Genomic DNA, 20,010 nt, shown 5'->3' with positions numbered 1-20,010 from the left:
TCCGCCAAGCGGACACGTACGAATTGATATGGATTCGGGTCGGCCGGCTTTAGGCTGGCCTGAATTCACCAGCACGAGGAGGCGTATGGGGCGCAAGATTGCCGTGCCGTGGCACCTGCTGTTCTCCCTCATCGCCGGCGCCCTCTACTTCTTCTTTGTGTTGCCCAGGTGGCCAGAGTTAATGGGCGACACCTCGCGCACGCTGGGGATGGCGCTGCGCATTGTGACGGGTGCACTCGTCGCGTTCGCGGCACTGCCGGTGGTGTTCACCCTGCTGCGCAGCCGCAGGCCCGAGCTGGGGACGCCGCAGCTGGCCCTGTCCCTGAGGATCTGGTCGATCGTGGCCCACGTGCTGGCCGGGGCGCTGATCATCGGGACGGCGATCAGCGAGATCTGGCTGAGCCTGGACGCCACCGGACGGTGGTTGTTCGGTATTTACGGCGCCGCCGCCGCGATCGCGTTGCTCGGCATTTTCGCCTTCTACCTCTCCTTCGTCGCCGAGCTGCCACCGCCTCCGCCCAAACCGATCAAAGCGAAGAAGCCCAAGCAACGTCGCGTGCGGCGCAAGAAGGGCGACGAAGCTGACACCGAAACCGGAGAAGAGACCGAGGCAGACGAGACGGACCAGGCGGAGACCGCCGCTGCAGACACCGAGGAAGCTGAGCAGGCTGAGCCGGGAGCGCAACCCGCCGAAGTCACCGCCGAGGCCACCGCCGAAACCGCGGAGGCCACCGAGGCTGAGGCGGCACCGGAGCCGACCACCGCGACGGCACCGGTTGAGGACACCGAGGAAGCTGCCGACGAGGGCGACGAGGCGCAGGGCAAGTTGCGCAACCGGCGTCCGACGGGCAAAGGATCGCACCGGATGCGGCGCAGGCGCACGCGGGCCGGCGTGGCCCTGGACGAAACCGTCGACGAGGACTAGCGAGCGCAGTCAGCGACGCGCTACCGCGAGGACCACGGGAATGTCCGTGTTCTCGTCGGTGTGATAACTCGCGCAGACGCGGTGGTAGCCGTCGGCGATCTGCAACGGAATCCCGGTCACGAAGTCGCCGCGCACCAGCAGGATGGGTGACAGCGGTAGGCCCTTTTCGACCTTGGTCAGATCCGCGGCGACGTGGGGATTGTCCACCGGCAGCAGGCTCAGCTGCGCCGCCCGCAGAATGTCTTTGGCCTTTCTGTGCGTCACCGTCCCGGACTTCAGCTTTTTCATCACCTTCTTCACGGTCTGCCCGCCCGCAAGCATGGTGAGATAGTCCGCTGCCGCCGGAAAGTCATGGGCCTCAGGCCTTTCCAGCCATTTCACGCTGAGCATCGCGTTACTCCCTTCGCCTTATCCGACATCGACGCAGCCTACCGGCTGGACCCCGCGAATTTGGGATCGGTAGCCAACGCAGCGGTCTGTACTTGCGCCAGGACGACGCCATTCCGGCGGCGCACGAAGGAAGGAACCACAAGTGAAACCTCTTCTCGCAGCAGCGATTGGGACCCTGGGCTGCGCCGCGGCTTCAGTGGCCCTGGTGGGGTGCTCAAGCGGCGGCCACACGGCCGCGCCGGCGTCGAGCACGACGCCCAGCGCCTCCACGGGCACCAACGCGCAGGTCAAGGTCGGCGGTACCGACCTCGCGGGCGTGAATCCGGCCTCGGTGACCTGCGTGCGGACCGGCGGCCAGATCGACATCGGCAGCGGCTCCACGGGCGGCGCGCAGCAGGCGCTGGCCGTCGTGATGACCGACGAAGCCAGCCCGAAAGTCCAGTCGCTGGCCCTCGTCGTCGACGGCAACGCCCTGGCGGTCAGCGACAACATGGGCGCCAAGGTGGGTTCGGCCAACGTCGCGGTCGACGGCAAGACCTACACCATCACCGGTCAAGCGCAGGGTGCCGACATGAAGAACCCGATGGCCGGAATGATCAGCAAGGACTTCACCATCAAGGTCTCCTGCGGCTGATCGGTTGCGGCCCTCGAGCGGCGGACGTGCCTCACTCACGCGTCCGCCGCTCGCGGTTTGGCCAACCCGGCACCGCCCGCGGACTTATGATGCAGCCGTGTCGCTCCCGGACGAATTGGAGAAGGCGCGTCGTATGGCGCTCGCCGCCGATGAGACCGGGGCCCGCGATCTGCTGCTGTCGTTGATTCCGCGGATCGAACGCGACGACCGAGACGACCTCATGCTGGAAGCCCTTGGGCAGCTTGGCGAGATCTATCTCGCGCGCGGGGCGTACGACGGGGTCCGCGAATCCGTCCGTCGCATTCAGGACTGCGTGGCGATCTACGCCGGCATCGCGGCCGCCACGCTGCCGCAGGCCGCCGAACCGGCGCAGCTGACCGACGTCGAGATCGCGCAAATGATCTGCCGATACTCGCGGCGCGTCCAGTTCCTACTGACAGGTCTGGCCGCCGCGCTGGGCGATCACGAAGCCGCGGCGATCGAGCTGGCTTCGTTGTGCGCCAATGACTCCGACGCCGGATACCCCGTCCTGGCCGACGAACACCGCTACCTGTGCACCCACGCGCAAATCCTGTGCGCCACCGCGTTGTGCGACGACGACCTGCACGTGCGGTCAGTTCCATTGTGGGAACGGGTTCTTGACCACATCGGTAATGCGAGCGCCGGCGACGAGCGCGCCGACTACCTCTGGATCACCGCCGCGACGGGGTACGGCAGGTTCTGCGTGGAAACCGGTCGGCCGCAAGAGGCTGAACCGTGGCTGCGGCGCGCCGAAGCGCGGGCGGAATCCAACGGTTGGGAATTGGCAAGAGCTAGAGCGCAATTGGAGCGGGCGGCCGCGCGCTGGGTGATCAACGACCATGCCGGTACCGACGAATTGGTCGACCAGGCCTATCCCGTCATCGCCCGCCATGACCGGGCCCACGACGTGGCCCGGTGCTGGCTGTACCTGGGACTCACCCGGCTGGGAGGCGGGGCCCTGGAGGCCGCCGACGAATGCTGGGAACATGCCGAACGGCACTGGCGCGCCTTGGGAAGGCCGCTGTATTTGCACCGTATCTTGTTGCAGCGCAGCTGGATCGCCATCTTCTGGAGCCGATTTCCCGACGCCGTCGAGCTGATCGCTCAAGCTCGCGAACTGCTGGACTCCTCGCCGCGCAGCAGCTGGCTGCAGTACGCCCAGCTCGACAACCATCTCGGAACGGTGTGGCGCGCGGATGCTTTGGCGGACCTCGGTTTCGACAGCTCGGGCGATCCCGACGAGACGCTGCAGGAAACCGAGGCACGCCAGGCCGAGGGGCTCGGCATCCTGCGCGGCGAGGTCGGCACACCGGAGTACTGGCGCGGAATGACCAAACTTGAACAGGCTGCCGAGCTCAAGGTGCCTGCCGCCCTGGCGGTCGATTCAGTGCGATATTCGATCGCCGATGCCGACGCGAGGGCACGCTGGGCCACCGGCATTTCGGCGCCGATCCTGGCCGGTGCCTTCGCCGTGGCCTGGGAGTGGGAGAACACCGCGCTGATCAGCGAGCTGGTTGAATACCACAGTGCGCGAGGAACTTTCGAGGGTTTGCAGCGGCCGCGGATCGGCGACTGGGCCTCGACGGCCATTGCGTCGGTTCCGATCGCGGCCGACGCGGAACCCGTCGCGCTGGCCGCCGCGGGCCCGTCGGTAGCGGGCGTCGGGTCGTTGACGCGGCTGGGGCCGTTGCCGCCGTTGCAGATGCAACCCGGGGCGGCGCCGATCCTGAGTCACTATCGTGCGCTGGCTTTGCAACGCTACGGACGCGAGGTCACCGCGTCCGAGGCCGCCTGGTCGACGTGGCCATGAGTGAGCCCGACCGGCTGACCCTGGTGCTGCGATACGCCGACCTCGGGATCGCGACCTACGCCAGTCTGCAAATCATCGGACAGCCGTCGAGAACCGTCACCTGGGTGCTGGAAGAACCGCTGCTGCTGGCCGCGCTGCAGGAACTCAGCGCTGCCCTGCCCGAGCCGCACGGTGCCGAAAACCGGCGGGACGCCATCGAGCGCGCGCTGACCACGGGACCGTTCGCCACGCCAAACACCGAACTCACGGTCGCCTACATCCTCGGTGTGTTGCTGATCGGTACGCCCGGGTGGCAGCTGTTGGCCGAATGCGTGACCTCGCCGCGGGCGGTGTTGTTCGTCTCGCCCAGCGCGCGGTTGGGACGCGTGCCCTGGGGACTCCTGGCGATTCCGAAATCTGGCCCTGGCAAAGAAGAACTGGTGCGTGCGCGCCAGGATGCGATTACCGCCAGCGGCCGCGCCGCAGCCCAAATCCCTTGGCAGCTGGCCGATATATCTGAGTTGACCGACGGCCGTCGGCTGATGGAACTGGTCGACGTGCTGATGGCGGTGCCGCCCAATATCGTGCATTCGCCGCGAACGCCCGCCGGATGGGACGCCCGGCGAGACGGGCCGCCGCTGCTGATTCTCGATCCCCGAGTGCCCGGACAACGACCGGATTCCGCGCTCGGATCGGTGCTGGGCAGACCCTCGCCGCACACGCCCGTGGCGCGGCACTTCGCCGAAGTCATGGAACGGCGACCCGTCCTGCCGCACGCCGACACCGCGGTCGGCCTGTTCCGCCGCCAAGACGCCGACCGGGCGTGGCTCGCCGGGCTGCTCGGTCAAACCCCGTGCCGACTCCTCTATGTCGGCCATGCGAGTTCGGCGGACGACCGGCACGACCGGGGAATTCGGGCGGACCGGGCAGCCCTGCACCTGGCCGATGCCGCCGATATCCCCGGGGATGCCAACCCGATCGGAGACCACCGCCCACTGACCGCCTCGGACCTGATGGCCCTGCGGTTGCCGATGCCGCCACGGGTGGCGCTGCTGGCCTGCGGATCGGGGGGTGACTATCAATTCGACGAAGCCACCGGGTTGGTGGCGGCGATGATCCTGAACGGCGCGCAACTGGTGACCGCCACCTTGTGGTCGTTGCCGACGACCGCCGCGTACCGGCAATTCACCGGGTTGTCCGGTGCGGCCGGCTCGGAACCGGCGGATCCGATGGCCGATCTGGTGAGAGCCGTGGACACCGCCCACGATGCCGCGCAGGAGGCCGGATGCGCGGTCAACCGGTGGCAGCGTGAACAAATGCGGCGCTGGCGCGACGGGGATGTCGGCGCCAACCCCTTGTATTGGGCGGCGCTGGTCACTTTCACCGTGGATGGTGCGCGGTAGCGCTCACAGGGATGCCACCCAGGCCGCGTGGACGGCGAGCACATCGTCGGGCAGCGAAAGCTCCTGCCGGGCCGTCGGATCGAAGGCCACCAGCACGACCAGGCCCGGCCGCAGCACAGACAGGTCCGGCCCGCCGTCGCATCGCGCCAGTTTGCCGACGAACGTCTCCCCCGAGACGGCCACCACCTCGATGAAGACCTGACGCTTGACCTTGCGCACGGTGCCGACGCCGACGGTCCGGTTCCGCGCATCATGGCGGCGGCGGGACCTGAGCCAGTCGGCCAGCAGCATCAGCTTGTTCATGCGATCAGGGTCCGGCCGCGCGCCGGCTACCGAACCCAACTTTATGGCTGCCGCAAACTTTGCGATGGCCCTATCCTGTGCAGATGAGCGCCGATCCGCAGGTAGCGACCGCCCTGGGTGAGGCGGTGGGCCATCCGCGCCGGTTGGTGATCGAGGAGGCGTGGCGGGCCATCGGTCCGGGCGTGGAGGTGCTCAGCGGTGACGACGGCGGCCCCCTGAGCCGGACCGTCAAACGCATCCTCGACCCGTTGGTCCTGCGACTACGATCCAACCCCGCGTATTCGGCCCCGGTCGTTGCGCCCGAGACGGCCGCGGCCATGCACGAGCTCATCACCGGCAGCGGTTTCGAATTACGCTCGACCGCAGCCTGGTTCGAGGCACTCAAGCTGGAGCGCCGCAGACAGCGGATTCGCACCGGGAACGCCCAGGAACTGTATTTCCCGGTCTGCTTCGAACTCGCCGTGACGAAAGGCCCACCGACGCCGCAGGATTACGAGACCTCGGCGCGGGTGCTCGGCGAGATCCACCGGGATCGCGATCGCACCGCGAGCGAGGTTTTGCATCGATACGTGGCGGAGGCCGGTGTCGTTGCCACGCTGGCCGAGCAGTTGGAACGCAGTTGGGGCGACGTCCGTGCGGGCGGAGCCGCCATTGACCCGTTCCGCGCCGAGCTCGACACGGTGTTCGGGCCGGCCGGCAGCCATGGCGCCGCGGCGGCACGTCAACGCGCCTGGTCGGCGATGATCACCGACTCCACCCCGTACAACTTGGGCGCGCTGGCCCACACCGATGCCACCCGACTGCCATGGTCGATCGTCGAACTTGGTTTGAGTTCGGTTGCGCCGCAACGCGCTCCGGCAATCTCACGAAGTTTCGAGGGTGACCGTCCGCTCGATCGCAGCGTGGTGGACCGGGTGCGCGCAACCCTGCGCCGCGCACTGGATCGCGACGCCTTGCCCGAAATCCCTTTGCTGTGTGAGGAAGAGGTCGACCGGTCTTGCGCGCCGTGGGGGCTGCTGGCCGAGGACAAGCAGGCCACACTGGTGGCGGGCATCGAGGTCGCGGTCCAGCTGGCTCCGCTGGACCCGTCCGCTTCGTGCCGCTACGACCTGGCAACGCAAATCCAGGCGCGGCTTCGCAAGGAAGCCTACGTGTTGCATGCCCGCCGCTATCTGGCCGAGAACGGCCCGATTCATCCACGCCAACGCCAAGTGGTCGACGACCTCGCCGCCTACGCGCAGCCCTACCTGAGCCGACTGTGGGCGCGGCTGCACGGGCGTGACGTCTGGCAGGAACGCTGTGACGACGTCGATGACGTGCGGGCCCTGCTTGACGGGGTGGCGCGCTCGGTCAGCCTCGACCACCGGCAACGGATCAAGGCGATGCTGGAATTGCAGGTGGCCGGATGAGACTGGTCGCCGATGCCGGGCTTTGGAGCACCGGTCCCGTGAACTCCACGGCTGCAACGCCATTGGCCACCGTGCTGGAAGTCAGCGGCGCGGTGCTGTCCTGGCTGGTGGACGATCCCCAAGATGCGGCGCCGCACGTCACGTTCACCGATGTATCGCGTGCGGACTGGTTGTGGCGGGTGCTCGGCGAGGCCGGACATGTCGCGCTGGTATCGGCCGTGGACGGCTCGGCCGGCCAGCCGGACAGCATCGAGCTCACCGGCGTCGATCTCCTGCCGGGTTCGGTCGCCCCGCTGCGCAGGCTGGCCATCGGCCATTGGCTGCGCCGGTGGTGGCCCGCGAGCAGACGGGACGGCATCGCCGGCTTGGACCGTGCGCTGCTTGACGTCGAAGTCGCGTTGCTGACCGTCGGCGCGCAAAACTTCTTTCCCGACGACACGCTGGATTCGGACGTGGCCGGGCTGCTCACGCCGCACGCCGCCGCCCTGATCGGTCATCTGCGCAGCGACGATCCGCGAGTAGTGGACTTGGTGCGCGCCGGCGCCGGACTCGCCGACGAGATCGGCACAGAGGGCGAATACTGGACAGAATTGGTTGCAGCAGTTGATGATTCGAGCCCGGCCCTGGCGCCACCGAGCGGCCGCCGTGACGACTACGCGCTGGCCGCCGGCGCGGATGGCGGTCCGCGTGGCGCGGGCGAGATAGCCCGGGGTGTTGCGTCGATCGCCTGGAGTGGGGTACCTCCCGCGATCTTCGATGCGGCCGAGAACACCGTCGACTGGAGCGTCGAGGCCAGGGGCGCGACCGTCGTCGCCGTCGTGCGGGCGGCCGTCATCGGGCCGGACCCGGCTACCGGTATCACGGTGCGGCTGCGTTCTGCGGCCGTCGAGGGCACCGGCGCCCTGGACGCGACCGGCCGCGCGACCCTCCCACTGGAAGACGGCCAGCGGCGCGCCCTCGCGGAGACGGCGGCGTGGGACCGCGACTGGTCGGCCACATCGGTTCTGGTAGGCGCCGAAACGACGGAATCCCCCGAAACCCGGGAGCGGGTACGGCGGTGGGCGCGCACCCGGCTGGACCTGCCGCCGCGGGAGGCCTTCCTCGCCGAGATATTGGCCTCAGAATCTGCCTATTAGGCCTACTAAGAACCCCGGTCATTCCCTATGCTGAGCGAGTGCCCAACACCTATCGAGTCGTTCAATGGAACACCGGCAACGTCGGCAAGAGCTCGCTGAAATCGATCGTCACCAACCCCACCCTGGAATTGGTGGGCTGCTACGCCTGGTCACCAGAGAAGGCCGGGCGCGACGCCGGCGAACTCGTCGGGATTCCGCCAATCGGTGTCGCGGCCACCAACGACATCGACGAGCTGCTGGCGCTCAAGCCCGACTGCGTGGTCTACAACCCGATGTGGATCAACGTCGACGAATTGGTCCGCATCCTGTCCGCCGGCGTCAACGTGGTGACCACGGCCTCGTTCATCACCGGGCACAACCTCGGCGAGGGCCGCGACCGCATCTTGGAGGCCTGCGAGAAGGGTGGCTCCACGATCTTCGGGTCCGGCGTCAGCCCGGGCTTCGCCGAACTGCTGGCCATCGTGTCGGCCATGGTCTGCAACCGGATCGACAAGGTCACCGTCAACGAGGCCGCCGACACCACCTTCTATGACTCGCCGGAGACCGAGAAGCCCGTCGGCTTCGGCCAGCCGATCGACCATCCCGACCTGCCGGCCATGGCCGCCAAGGGCACCGCCATCTTCGGCGAGGCCGTCCGGCTGGTGGGCGACGCCCTGGGCGTCGAACTCGACGAGGTGCGCTGCGTCGCCGAGTTCGCCCAGACCACCGAGGACCTCGTCATGGCGTCCTGGACCATCCCCGCGGGACACGTCGCGGGGACCTACATCAGCTGGCAGGGCATCGTCAACGGCAAGACACTCATCGACCTCAACGTCCGGTGGAAAAAGGGCCAGACCCTCGATCCCGACTGGCAGATCGAGCAGGACGGCTGGGTCATCCAGGTCGACGGGCAACCGACGGTCACGACCAAGGTCGGCTTCCTTCCACCGCCGTACTTCGAGGCCACGACGCTCGAGGAGTTCATGGACCTCGGCCACATCATGACGGCGGTCCCCGCCATCAACGGGATCGCCGCCGTCGTCGCCGCGGCGCCCGGAATCGCCACCTACGCCGACCTTCCGCTGACACTGCCGCGCGGCAACGCGCATGTCAGCATTGATCGGTGAGTGCGCGCTTCATCATTCGCATCCTCAGCATTGCAATCGCGATGACGTCGGGGATTTTGAGCCGGCCGCTCGGCATCCCTGCGGCTCATGCCGACGGGTCGTCAGCCTCGGGCACATCGGGTGGCAAGCCATCGTCGGTGACCAGCAGGTTCGACGGCGTCACTGCGTCGCGACGCCTCGCGCGTTCACCAGGAGGAAGCTATCAGCCGGAATGCTGCGGGGGCTCGGGTTTCAGAATGGGGGGTTCATCGGTGGTCGAGTCTCTCAAATACCGCTTGAGCCGCATCAGTTGATTGACCACCATGCCGATGCCGAGCAGCATCAACCCGGCCACTACTGCCACCACGATTGCGGTGCTCACACGTCCATGATGACAGGCCGGGAGTTTTGATATCTCCCATTGCTGGGTAGCCACAGCGGCATGAGCAACGAAGACAAGCTGAAGAACAAGATCGAGGACCTGGGTGGCCGGGCCAAGGAGACCATCGGCAAGGCGACCGGAGACCACGACACCAGGGACGAGGGCAGGGCCGACCAGGCGAAGTCCAGCCTGAAGGACGCCGGCGAAAAGGTGAAGGACGCCTTCAAAAAGTAATGCGCTTTCGCAAGCTGTCGGCTGTCGTGTCCACGCGCCGATTGCCGGTCTGCATGCTGTCCGCGGCTGCGGTGGCGGGTTCGCTGGTTTCGAGCGCGCCCGCGCCGCCCGCGGCGGCCGGGCCCTGCCCCGACGTCGAGGTCGTTTTTGCCCGGGGATCCGGTGAAGCGCCCGGTGTCGGCGGGATCGGTCAGCCGTTCGTCGACGCGTTGCGCTCACAGATCGGCGGCAGGTCACTGACCGTGTATTCGGTCAATTACCCTGCCAGCACGGACTTTTCGAACCCCGACTTTCCGTTGACCGTCATCGACGGCATCCGGGACGCCAGTTCACACATCGAGTCAATGGCGGTGAATTGCCCCAGCACCAAAGAGGTGCTCGGCGGCTACTCGCAGGGTGCTGCCGTCGCGGGATACACCACCTCGGCGGCCGTGCCGCCGGGCGTGCCCGCATCCGCGGTGCCCCCACCGATGCCGCCGGACGTCGCGAAGCACGTCGCCGCCGTGACGCTGTTCGGGACGCCGTCGGGTCAATTCCTGCAGAAGTACAACGCACCGCCGCTGACCATCGGGCCGCTGTATCAGCCCAAGACCCTCGAGTTGTGCGCGCAGGGCGACCCGGTCTGCGGCAACGGCGGCGGCAACGACTTCGCCGCTCACACGTCCTATCCGGTTAACGGCATGACAAACCAGGCTGCCAACTTCGCCTCCAGCCCCCTGTAGGTTTTTGCGGTCTTGCAGAATGAGGCCATGCGGGTTCTGATCACGGGCGGTACGGGATTTGTCGGCGGGTGGACCGCCAAGGCCATCTCCGATGCGGGGCACTCCGTCAGGTTTCTCGTCCGAAACCCCGACAAGCTGCCGACCACCGTCGCCAAGCTGGGGGTCGACGTCTCGGACTTCGCCGTCGCCGACATCACCGACCGCGTCGCGGTGCGCTCGGCGTTGCAGGGGTGCGACGCCGTCGTGCACAGTGCCGCGCTGGTCGCCACCGACCCGCGCCAGACGGCCATGATGCTGGCCACCAATATGCAAGGCGCTCAGAATGTTTTGGGTCAGTCCGTCGAGCTCGGGCTGGATCCCATCGTCCACGTATCCAGCTTCACCGCGCTGTTCCATCCCGATCTGGAGACGCTCACCGCCGACCTGCCGGTAGTGGGCGGCGCGGACGGCTACGGAACCTCCAAGGCGCAGGTCGAGATCTATGCTCGGGGCCTGCAGGATGCGGGTGCGCCGGTCAACATCACCTATCCGGGCATGGTGCTCGGCCCACCGGTCGGCGATCAGTTCGGTGAGGCCGGCGAAGGCGTGCGCGCGGCCGTGCAGATGCATGCGATCCCGGGGCGCAGCGCCGCGTGGCTGATCGTCGACGTCCGCGACCTGGCCTCGTTGCACGCGGCATTGCTGGAGCCCGGCCGCGGACCGCGCCGCTACACCGCCGGTGGTCACCGGGTGCCCGCGGCCGACCTTGCCAACCTGCTTGGCCAGGTGGCCGGGACGCCGATGGTCGCCGTCCCCATCCCGGATACCGCATTGCGCGTTGCGGGCGCGGTGCTGGATCGAGCGAACCGTTTCCTGCCCTTCGAGACGCCGTTCACCTGGGCGGGGATGCAGTACTACACGCAGATGCCGGCCTCCGACGATTCCCCGAGTGAACGAGAACTCGGCATCACCTATCGGGAACCGCAGGAGACCGTGGCGGATACCTTCGCGGCCATTCGCGCCGAAAGCGGCTAGCCGCGCTGCGTCCTAGCGGCGGGCTTGATCTCCAGGCCGACGTGCACCTTGTCGATGCCGCCGCGGACGATCGAGTGCACGTAGAACCACGGCGCGTGATACCAGTACCGCCTGAGGACGGCGTTGTAGACGCGTCGTGTCTCGGATTTCGGCAGCACCCGGGCGACGGCTTCGACCTCTTCGCTCTTGGGTTTGCCCAGCACCGCGCTCTTGGCGATCGTCACCCTGGGAGTGTTGTTGATCCGCTTGGTTTTCCACGACCCGTCGTCGGTGATCACCAACAGCTTGTCGTCGCCGTCGGGCACGCCCCAGATCGGTGTCGGTTTCGGACGCCCATCCTTGGTGAATGTCGTCAACAGCAAGTACTTGGATTGGATAACGTCCTTGAAGTTGGGGGCCACGCGCGTTCCTAGTCTGTGGATCGGGCATCGGCAACTCGATTGCCCGCTCGCACGACTTCCTAATCGTGGACGGTCCATCGTGGGCTAGACTTTTGGGCGATTGCCCAATCCCTGGCTGTCAGTATCCGTTTGCCGGAAAGACCCACATCATGACCGCACCACGACGGCCGAAGGCGCGGGACTCCAAAACTCGCGACATGCTGATCGACGCGACGATCCAGATCATGGTCGAGGACGGGTACGCCGCTGCTACCTCGCGGCGGGTGGCGAGCCAAGCCGGTGTCAAACCGGCACTGGTCCACTACTACTTCCCCACCATGGATGAGCTGTATCTGGACGTGTTCCGTCGCGGGGCTGCCGCCTATCAGGAGCGCCAAAAGCAGGCGTTGACCTCCGACCGCCCGTTACATGCCTTCTGGGACACGCTGATCGAACCGAAGGACACGCGCCTGCTACTGGAGTTCATGGGACTTGCCAACCACCGCAAGGAGATCAGGGCCGAGCTCGCGGCTTGGTTCCAGCGATGGCGCGATACCCAAATCACCGCGCTGAACTTCATCGTTCGCGAACATGACGTGGACACAAGCCAATTCCCGCCTGCCGGCATCGCGGTCATCATCGCAGCGATCGGTCGCATGCTCATCCTGGAACAAGCGCTGGGTGCCACGGGGGGTCATGAAGAGGCCGTCGCAATGGTCAATCGGCTCATCGAGCGATTCGAGATGCCGCCTGGCGCCGGCCTCTCAGGGCAACACCACCCGCAGCCGCTCCCAGCCACGGACGGTCGAGGTTGACGCCAATTGCGCGGTGTCGTAATCGATGTCCCATTCGGGCCAACGGTTGAGAATCTCGTCCAACGCGACGCGGCCCTCGAGGCGGGCGAGGTTGGCGCCCAGACAGTAGTGCACACCTTTGCCGAACGTGATGTGCGAGATGTTGTCGCGACGGATGTTGTAGGTGTCCGGATCGGTGTAGCGGCGGGGGTCGCGATTGGCGGCACCGAACAGCAGCAACATCGCGCTGCCGGCCGGAACCCTAGTGCCGTAACACTCGAAATCTTGTGCCATCCAACGCGCGACGTGCGGACCGGTAGGTTCGAATCGCAAGGTCTCGTCGACGGTACGGGTCAACAACGACCGATCCTCATAGACCTCGCGGCGCTGATCGGGATGCTCGGCGAGCACCTTGGCCAGCCAGCCGATCAGCCGGCCGGTGGTCTCGTTGCCCGCGCCGGCGACCACCTGCGTGTAGTGCAGCACCTCCTTGCGCGTCAGCTTTCGGTGCACTCCGCCCTCGTCGTCGAATTCGACGTTGAGCAGCGTCGTCATCAGGTCGTCGGAGGGATTTTTGGAGCGCCATTCGACGTAGTCGGCATAGATCCGGCCGTCGGCGATGGAGTCGGCGTTGGCAACCTTCAACGGCGCACCCGGCTTGGTGCGCAGGTTGGCGTCATTGGCGTCGCGCACCGAGATCTGTTCGGACTCCGGGATTCCCAACAGCATCCCGATCACGCGCATCGGCATCATCGAGGCCAGTTCGGCGATGATGTCGAACCCTTGCTCGCCGACGAGCGGGTCCAGACACCGCACGCAGTATTGCCGAATCTGCTCCTCGAGGTCGGCCATCCGGCGGGGGGTGAACACCCGCGACATCAGGCCGCGCAGCCGCGAGTGCTCCGGCGGATCCTGGAACATCATCACACCGCCGGGCATGTCGAATTTCGATTGGACGAGCTCGAGGATGTCGCTTCGTCTGTTGGAGAAGGTCTCCCAGTTGGCCAACCCGCGTTCGACATCGGAATGCCTTGACAGTGCCCAGAAGTCGTAGCGCTCGTTGTAGTAGATCGGCGCCTCTTCACGCAGCCGCGCATAGATCGGATACGGGTTGGCATTGATGTTGACGTCGTAGGGGTCGTAGTAGACGTCGGTGTCGTTGGTAACGGTCATCGATGCTTTCCTTACTTCAGGCAGCTTCCGGCATCCACCGGGAGCGCGACGCCGGTGATATATCGCGCTTCGTCGGATGCCAGGAACAGCACGGCGTTGCTGATGTCCTCGGGCGTCACCCAAGGGATGGGCAGGTAGTGAAAGCTCTGACACACCGGCGCGAGGTCGTCGGGTCCGGGATTCTCCAGCTCAGGCCGAAACGCGTGATAGGTGGCCTCGTTCATCAGCAGCGGCGAGTTCACATGCGTGGGCAGCACGGCGTTGACCCTGATCATGCGCTGCCCCAATTCGACCGCGAACGTACGCATCAGGCCGATCACGCCGTGCTTGGCGGCGACGTAATGACCCGTGTGCGGGTAGGCCTTGAAGCCGGCCACCGAGGACGTCAAAACGATGGAGCCGCCCCGATTTCCGGCCAGCAGGTGCGGAACCCCGGCCTTCACCGACTTCCACACCCCGCTGAGATTGACGTCGATCATCTCCTGCCACAACGCTTCATCGATCTTGTGCAGCTTTGCACCCATCGTGCCGATGCCGGCGTTCGCGACGATGACATCGAGGCGGCCGAGCTGTTCGACGCCGCTGTCAACGGCGGCGCGCAACGCGTCGTAATCACGAACGTCGACTTCGGCGGTCACGACGCGCGCGCCGGCGTCCTTGACCAACCCGGCGGTGACATCGAGGTCTTCGGGGGTTGCCCCCGGGGCCGGCGACGCCTCGAATTTCCGGCAGATGTCGACCGCGATGATGTCGGCACCCTCCTGTGCGAGGCGGACGGCGTGGCTTCTGCCCTGCCCCCGCGCCGCACCGGTCACGAATGCGACCTTGCCGCCCATCCGACCCATGGCAACCTCCACCCGTCGATTTTTGGGCGATCGCCCAAAAGCGTGGCGCAGGCCATGTTTAGCAGCATCCCGACGAGTCCGTCAAGGCCGCAGGGCAGCCTCGATCAGCGTGGCCCTCGGTTGCGGGGCGTCATCGAGGGCAATGACTGTGTTGCTCACATGCGGGAGGTTCTTTCGCCGGTCTTTAAGGTGACGTCAACGGGTCCCGGCGATCCATGAAGATTTGCGGCGCGCGTGTGAAGGCTTCGTTAAGAACGAGGCACGCCGCCGGCCGAGCCCGCACGGTAGGACCATGACGCTCGCCGCTACCCGCGACGGCGCCCTGCGTTGGGCTCAGGCGCCGCTGCGTGCCCTGCCCGGACCCGCGTCGGTCCGAGTCACCGCCACCTACGCGGTCGTCCTGCTCGCCATCTATCTCATCCTGGCCGCGCTGGGTCCGCATGCGCACGACATCGCCGTGAGCCGGATGAGCACAAACGTTCACAATCTTGGGCGCGGACATCTGGGCACGTTGATCGGGAGTGCATTCGTCAACGACGGCGGTGATCTGTTCTTCTGGCTGCCGGGGCTGGTCTGCCTGCTGGCTTTGGGTGAACTCATGTGGTGCGGCCGGGGGTTGTTCCTCACCTTCGCCGTCGGCCACATCGGCGCCACGGTGGTCGTCGCGATCGGGCTGGTCGTCGCCATCAAGACGGGGATGCTGCCGGTCTCGGTCGCCCGCGCCAGTGACGTGGGGATCAGTTACGGCGCGATGTGTGTGCTCGGTGCGTTCACCGCGGCGATCCCGGTGCGCTGGCGCGGAGCCTGGGCGGGTTGGTGGCTGGGGACCGCGGTGGTCGCGGCCGCGGCTGCGGACTTCACCGCCGTCGGCCACGTGGTAGCGCTACTCCTTGGCATCGGACTGTCGTTCAGGTTGCGCTCGGCAGCCTCCTGGACACCCCTGCATCAGGCGTTGCTCATGGTCGGCGTCACGTTCGGCTATCTGTTGCTCGCCGGACCTTCGCTGACAGCGCCGGCCGGCGGGCTGGCCGGCGCGCTCATCGGGCTGGCCACCAATCGCTCCCTAGTAAGAGGGTCCCGTGACCGTGTCGACGTGGTAGCGGCTGGCAGTCCAGGGCGGTGAATCGGCCGTAGGCGTCAGGGCGAGCGTCACCTGCGCCTTGCCCGCGGTCACCGACTGCGGTACCAGATAGGTGTCGTCCCGCCACCGGTGAAAGGTGTTGCCGCGCGGCTGTAGCCAGTTGCCCACCGGTACGCCGTCGACCGCAACGTCGGCGGATTGGAAGCTGGTTGCCTGATCCGATGTGCGGCGCAGCAGGATGCCGTGGTTGTCCGGATCGATCTGCACGTGGAACGTGATCATGCCCTGGGCGGTACGGACCGAGCCGACGACGGGCAGGGTGTCCTGGCTGCCTTCGTATTCACTGACCAGTAGCTGATCGGCCGCGTCGGAGTCGGTGTAGCCGTGCAGAACTCGATTGACGGGATCGGTCGGGCGGACGTCGTCTCCGCCGGCGATGTCGGCGTCCGGCTGTGTGTAGAGGAATGCGGTTGAGCTGTAGTCGGGTTGGACCATATTCCTTTTGCCGTGCTCGATGCCGAATCGGATCGCGGAGTGATAGCCGATCGCGTCGGCCAGCATGATCCGGTAGACGGCTACGCAGTAGTCGGTGCATCCGCCGGTGGCCGTTCGTTGATCGGGTTGGCCGTTGAGTGGGTCGCTGAAGTGGGTGCCGTTCTTGAAGTACCAGCCGCCCTCGTAGAGGTCCTCGGTGCCGGTGCCGTACCACTGCGGGGACGCCGCGCCGTCGGTGTAGACGCGCTCGGCGCCTTCGAGAAAGTAAGGGGCGTCGTCACTGAACGCCGTTTTGGTTCGATAGCCCTGAATGGTTTGACTGACACCGACGAACTTGCCGTGTCCCTGTTCCTCGGCGAACACCCAGTCCTGGCCGGGAGCCGTCGGCCCGGCGTGTGAGCGCGCGGTGAAATAGCCGGCGCGGCCGCTGGTCAGCGCCGGCGCCCACTGGGCATCGGGCGTGGTGGCGACGTCGCTGGCTATCCCCGTGACCGGTTCGGCGCTTGCGTTGACGAGTGTGATACGGGTCGAGCGCGCGAAAGGCATTGGCCACCAATCCCATAACGCCAGTGATCCATCAGGCGCCGCGATGGTCGCGAACATCAGCGACCGCACGGGGTTCGCGCCGAGTCCGGCGCCGAAGAATTCCCCCAATGGTGAGTCGACCATGGTTCTGCCGTCGAATTCAATCTGCAGCCGCAATCCGGTGAGCTGTTGAGCCGCCGGTTCGGGCAGCTGCAGCCGCAGCGCCGAAATGCTCGCCGAGCCAGTCGATTCGGCGATGGTTTGGCCGGTGCCGGCGGGAAGGTCGACGACCCGATTGCTGTGCGCCGCACTGACTGGCGCCGGTTTGGGGTCAACCGCGCCGGCGGACCGCAGCGTGTCCAGGACATCGAGCGCGGGATCGGATGGCGAGAACGTATTTACTCCGCCGGTGTCGGGAAACTGCCGATAATCGACGTGGTAATACTCCAAATGGGATGTGACACTGATCCGCATCGACCGCCGATAAGGCATCGGCACCTTGATGTAATCGCCTCCCGGCGATTGAGCGGCGTTGGCCACCAGCGGCCACACGAACGGGGCCCCCAATTTGCCGTCGACCAACGATTGCAATGGTGTGTCTACGACGGCCTGCCCGTCCAATTCGATCCGGATGTTTCCAAGAGCGCGAACATTGCCGCCATCCCGGGTCAGCCAGATCGAAACAATTTCTCCGGCACCGTGATCCTCCGCGATGACGCAGCCGGCTCCCCCTGGCGACAGGCACCCACCACTGCCGTTGCGATTACCGGTCGAAATGTCGAAATCGCCACCGCTGCGATCAAAGCTCGACACCTGCAGAGTCTGCGAACCGGGGTTCAAATAGGGCAACCGGTCCAACCGGCGGTAGGTCTCCCAGCCGACCATTCTTTCACCGGGTTGGTGTGTGTCGGGCGCGGCCGGTTCTGCACCGGCCGCCCCGGCGCCGGGAATCACCAATAGCAGCAACGCGAATACCGCCGAACACAACCGCGCCGCCAAGGACATAGCAACTCAGCCTACTTTTGTCGGGCTCGCTGGCAGATCCCCGGCCACAACCTCCCAGCGAACCGGGCAATTCCGTACCGGCAGTTAGGCCATAGCGAAAATTCAGTACCGGAAGTCTCGTTTAGTGAGCTGTGGCAAATCTATATCCTGTTTTAAGCCAACGTATTTACGCCGACTTCGCATTCTCACCGACTCCATGCACGCGGCCGCATTTGCACCGTCCCCGCTGGTCGACGACGAACAAAGTGCCGCGATGGCATTCAAGTACCTCCTTGCAACGCAGCAAAATCCGGTTTTCGCGAGAAATTTCTTATCTCACGCTTGCAAAAAGATTCGAAATCGGCGATGCTCACCCGCTCGACTTCAGTCAGGTGACGTAATTAATCGAAAATTACTCATTCTCATACTCATCCGAGAGCTCGGCGCGTAATATACCTACTCTCGGGCGTCAGATTTCTCCTACGAACGGAGTGGTCATGTCTGGACTCAAATACAAAGTTGTACTTGGTCTGATCCTCACCTTCACTGCCATCACGGCTTCCGGCTGCACAACGCCGATAACGATCGACTGCGGGCCCACTTTGACCTGCACGTAGGTCTGCCGGCGACCGGCAGGGTCTCAACTACTCGCACCCATTACTCGGTACGGCCCAAATTCGGGCCTATTGAGTGCTCCCTCAATGGCATTGGGTGCCAGTTTTCGCACGGCGAATTGCCGCGACGTGTCGGCGTAGCGGCAATTCGCCGTGACAGCATCAGCCGAAGCCTCGTGATGCGAAAGCACCTGGGCTTCAGAGCTTTTGCGAATCCGGTCGGATGCGACACCGGCCGGCCCCGACACAACGCCGGCACTCGAGCAACGCGAGGGCGTGCGCACTTCTCGGGCCGTGCGCACGCTCTTCGCGAATTACTTGCTGACCTTTGCATGGGTTAGCGGTAAGCTAACCGCCTCAGCGCAACGATGCTGAAAGCGGTTGGCGATTACGCGTTGATGCTGCCTCGCGGCCCGCCCGTGGCCCAGCCGCGTTCGCCTTGCCTGATGACCCGGATTGTCACTGTGACAAATCGCCTTAAGCCACTGTGGCGCAAGAGAATCACTCCCGCGGAAGTGTTCCCAGTGATAACGTCAGGTCCTCACGTGGGCAATGTGGCTCATCTACGCGAGGCGGGCAAGCGCGGGCCAATCGCAGCCCGAGGTTCCGACCGCCCAATCGTTCAGCGAATTTCAGCTAGCCCTTTTCGTTTTTGAGATCTCGATCCCTGCTGGGCTGAACGCGTTTGGGCTCGCCGGGCATTTTCGGGTAATTGGGCGGATACGGCATGTCCCCAAGGCCGCGCTCTTCGTCGGCGTCGGCCATCTCCAGTAAGGACGCGATCGATTGGGCCGCATCATCCATTGCGGCCCAGGGGTCTTCCCGGTCCTTAACCAGATCGGGCACGGTCGCCATGGTGTAATCGTCCGGCTCGGCGTCGGCCAGCTCGTCCCATGTCAGTGGCATCGACACCGTCGCGATCGGAGTGCGTCGCACCGAATATGCCGACGCCATGGTGCGGTCCCGCGCGTTCTGGTTGAAGTCGATGAAGATGCGCTCGCCACGGTCTTCCTTCCACCAGGACGTGGTGACGGCGTCGGGCGCGCGGCGCTCGACTTCGCGTGCCAGTGCGATACCGGCACGGCGCACCTCGATGAAATCCCAGTCAGTCGCGATCCGGAGGAAGACATGGATGCCGCGACCACCCGAAGTCTTCGGGTATCCCACCAGACCCAGCTCGTCGAGTAGCGGCCGCAGCACGTCGACCGCGACGGTACGCGCCTGCTCGAAGGCGACACCGGGCTGCGGATCCAGGTCGATGCGCAGTTCATCGGGATGGTCGGTGTCCGGACAGCGCACCTGCCACGGGTGCAAGGTGACGGTACCCATCTGTGCCGCCCACACCACCGCCGCCGGGTGGGTGACCTTGAGCGCATCGGCGGTCCGCCCCGACGGAAACGTCACCTGGCACGTCTGCAGGTAGTCGGGATGGTGCGCAGGAATCCGCTTCTGGTAGATCTCCTCGCCGTCGACGCCGTCCGGGAAGCGCTGCAGGTGGGTGGGCCGGTCGCGCAGTGCGTCGAGCATCGGACCGTTCGCAACGGCACGGTAGTAGTCCACCAGGTGTCGCTTCGTGCCTTTCGACCCCAGTTTGGGGAAATACGCTTTGTCCGGATTGGTCAGGCGCACCGCGATGCCGTCGACGTCGAGCTCTTCTGCAGCAGCCATACCT

The 20,010-nt window shown here is 65.8% G+C and carries 20 protein-coding genes; 12 read left to right on the top strand and 8 right to left on the bottom strand.

Annotation, left to right across the window (positions count from 1 at the left end; translation table 11 throughout):
• The first annotated feature begins 85 nt into the window (after positions 1 to 85).
• Positions 86 to 925 (top strand): hypothetical protein, encoded by an 840-nt coding sequence (locus A5782_RS00725; RefSeq protein ID WP_067093646.1) that lies wholly within the window; start codon positions 86 to 88, stop codon positions 923 to 925.
• A gap of 9 nt (positions 926 to 934) precedes the next feature.
• Here the strand turns inward: A5782_RS00725 and A5782_RS00720 are convergent, their stop codons facing one another.
• Complete coding sequence (locus A5782_RS00720; protein ID WP_067093643.1) at positions 935 to 1,315, bottom strand: hypothetical protein; 381 nt, start codon at positions 1,313 to 1,315, stop codon at positions 935 to 937.
• A 175-nt stretch (positions 1,316 to 1,490) separates the two neighbouring features.
• Between A5782_RS00720 and A5782_RS00715 the strand changes: the two genes are divergently transcribed.
• The 3 genes from A5782_RS00715 to A5782_RS00705 all read left to right on the top strand — a co-directional run bounded on the left by A5782_RS00715 (position 1,491) and on the right by A5782_RS00705 (position 5,162).
• Positions 1,491 to 1,949, top strand: coding sequence for a lipoprotein LpqH (locus tag A5782_RS00715; protein ID WP_197694063.1), 459 nt, complete (start codon positions 1,491 to 1,493; stop codon positions 1,947 to 1,949).
• Between the two features lie 97 nt (positions 1,950 to 2,046).
• Positions 2,047 to 3,780: a hypothetical protein gene (locus tag A5782_RS00710; protein WP_067093637.1), complete on the top strand. Its 1,734-nt coding sequence runs from the start codon at positions 2,047 to 2,049 to the stop codon at positions 3,778 to 3,780.
• Complete coding sequence (locus tag A5782_RS00705; RefSeq protein ID WP_067093849.1) at positions 3,777 to 5,162, top strand: CHAT domain-containing protein; 1,386 nt, start codon at positions 3,777 to 3,779, stop codon at positions 5,160 to 5,162. Before A5782_RS00710 ends, A5782_RS00705 begins: the two co-directional genes overlap by 4 nt.
• A gap of 3 nt (positions 5,163 to 5,165) precedes the next feature.
• On the opposite strand, the gene A5782_RS00700 is transcribed toward A5782_RS00705, so the two are convergent.
• Positions 5,166 to 5,504 (bottom strand): hypothetical protein, encoded by a 339-nt coding sequence (locus A5782_RS00700; RefSeq protein WP_067093635.1) that lies wholly within the window; start codon positions 5,502 to 5,504, stop codon positions 5,166 to 5,168.
• Between the two features lie 44 nt (positions 5,505 to 5,548).
• Between A5782_RS00700 and A5782_RS00695 the strand changes: the two genes are divergently transcribed.
• From A5782_RS00695 to A5782_RS00685, 3 genes are read left to right on the top strand one after another with little or no spacing between them, the layout of a single operon-like run.
• The gene (locus A5782_RS00695) at positions 5,549 to 6,874 is read left to right on the top strand and encodes a hypothetical protein (RefSeq protein WP_067093632.1); all 1,326 of its coding nucleotides are present in this window, start codon (positions 5,549 to 5,551) and stop codon (positions 6,872 to 6,874) included.
• Positions 6,871 to 8,010, top strand: coding sequence for a hypothetical protein (locus tag A5782_RS00690; RefSeq protein ID WP_067093629.1), 1,140 nt, complete (start codon positions 6,871 to 6,873; stop codon positions 8,008 to 8,010). Before A5782_RS00695 ends, A5782_RS00690 begins: the two co-directional genes overlap by 4 nt.
• Before the next feature lie 38 nt (positions 8,011 to 8,048).
• Positions 8,049 to 9,116, top strand: a complete 1,068-nt coding sequence (locus A5782_RS00685) for a dihydrodipicolinate reductase (RefSeq protein ID WP_067093627.1) — start codon at positions 8,049 to 8,051, stop codon at positions 9,114 to 9,116.
• Positions 9,117 to 9,318: 202 nt separating this feature from the next.
• Here the strand turns inward: A5782_RS00685 and A5782_RS26380 are convergent, their stop codons facing one another.
• Positions 9,319 to 9,477 carry a hypothetical protein gene (locus A5782_RS26380; RefSeq protein WP_197694058.1) on the bottom strand — a complete coding sequence of 53 codons (159 nt, stop codon included), beginning with the start codon at positions 9,475 to 9,477 and terminating at the stop codon, positions 9,319 to 9,321.
• 60 nt (positions 9,478 to 9,537) lie between these two features.
• Between A5782_RS26380 and A5782_RS00680 the strand changes: the two genes are divergently transcribed.
• Genes A5782_RS00680 through A5782_RS00670 form a run of 3 tightly spaced genes read left to right on the top strand, consistent with a single transcriptional unit; the run spans position 9,538 to position 11,447 of the window.
• On the top strand, positions 9,538 to 9,711 hold the full coding sequence (locus tag A5782_RS00680; protein WP_067093625.1) for a CsbD family protein: 174 nt from the start codon (positions 9,538 to 9,540) through the stop codon (positions 9,709 to 9,711).
• Positions 9,711 to 10,433, top strand: coding sequence for a cutinase family protein (locus A5782_RS00675; protein WP_082942723.1), 723 nt, complete (start codon positions 9,711 to 9,713; stop codon positions 10,431 to 10,433). Before A5782_RS00680 ends, A5782_RS00675 begins: the two co-directional genes overlap by 1 nt.
• Before the next feature lie 27 nt (positions 10,434 to 10,460).
• Positions 10,461 to 11,447: an NAD-dependent epimerase/dehydratase family protein gene (locus tag A5782_RS00670; RefSeq protein ID WP_067093844.1), complete on the top strand. Its 987-nt coding sequence runs from the start codon at positions 10,461 to 10,463 to the stop codon at positions 11,445 to 11,447.
• On the opposite strand, the gene A5782_RS00665 is transcribed toward A5782_RS00670, so the two are convergent.
• On the bottom strand, positions 11,444 to 11,848 hold the full coding sequence (locus tag A5782_RS00665) for a PPOX class F420-dependent oxidoreductase (RefSeq protein ID WP_067093623.1): 405 nt from the start codon (positions 11,846 to 11,848) through the stop codon (positions 11,444 to 11,446). The genes A5782_RS00670 and A5782_RS00665 overlap by 4 nt on opposite strands.
• A 149-nt stretch (positions 11,849 to 11,997) precedes the next feature.
• Here A5782_RS00665 and A5782_RS00660 point away from each other — a divergent pair, with 149 nt between their 5' ends.
• Entirely contained in the window at positions 11,998 to 12,642 is a 645-nt protein-coding gene (locus A5782_RS00660; RefSeq protein WP_067093621.1) for a TetR/AcrR family transcriptional regulator, read from the top strand.
• Here A5782_RS00660 and A5782_RS00655 read toward each other — a convergent pair.
• Both A5782_RS00655 and A5782_RS00650 read right to left on the bottom strand, forming a co-directional pair.
• A complete protein-coding gene (locus tag A5782_RS00655; protein WP_067093619.1) occupies positions 12,592 to 13,794 on the bottom strand; it encodes a cytochrome P450 in 1,203 nt (400 codons plus the stop codon). The two genes, A5782_RS00660 and A5782_RS00655, sit on opposite strands and share 51 nt — an antisense overlap.
• Positions 13,795 to 13,805: 11 nt before the next feature.
• Positions 13,806 to 14,639: a mycofactocin-coupled SDR family oxidoreductase gene (locus A5782_RS00650; RefSeq protein WP_067093617.1), complete on the bottom strand. Its 834-nt coding sequence runs from the start codon at positions 14,637 to 14,639 to the stop codon at positions 13,806 to 13,808.
• A 292-nt stretch (positions 14,640 to 14,931) separates the two neighbouring features.
• Between A5782_RS00650 and A5782_RS00645 the strand changes: the two genes are divergently transcribed.
• Positions 14,932 to 15,762, top strand: a complete 831-nt coding sequence (locus tag A5782_RS00645) for a rhomboid-like protein (RefSeq protein ID WP_082942722.1) — start codon at positions 14,932 to 14,934, stop codon at positions 15,760 to 15,762.
• On the opposite strand, the gene A5782_RS00640 is transcribed toward A5782_RS00645, so the two are convergent.
• Positions 15,703 to 17,745 (bottom strand): glycoside hydrolase family 172 protein, encoded by a 2,043-nt coding sequence (locus tag A5782_RS00640; protein WP_067093615.1) that lies wholly within the window; start codon positions 17,743 to 17,745, stop codon positions 15,703 to 15,705. The two genes, A5782_RS00645 and A5782_RS00640, sit on opposite strands and share 60 nt — an antisense overlap.
• A gap of 1,229 nt (positions 17,746 to 18,974) precedes the next feature.
• A complete protein-coding gene (gene ligD / locus A5782_RS00635; RefSeq protein WP_067093613.1) occupies positions 18,975 to 20,006 on the bottom strand; it encodes a non-homologous end-joining DNA ligase in 1,032 nt (343 codons plus the stop codon).
• Positions 20,007 to 20,010: the final 4 nt, after the last annotated feature.

It is taken from the genome of Mycobacterium sp. 852002-40037_SCH5390672 (genome assembly GCF_001665875.1).
In the GTDB taxonomy this organism is placed as follows: Bacteria; Actinomycetota; Actinomycetes; order Mycobacteriales; family Mycobacteriaceae; genus Mycobacterium.
This window is presented reverse-complemented; position numbering and strand designations above follow the sequence as displayed.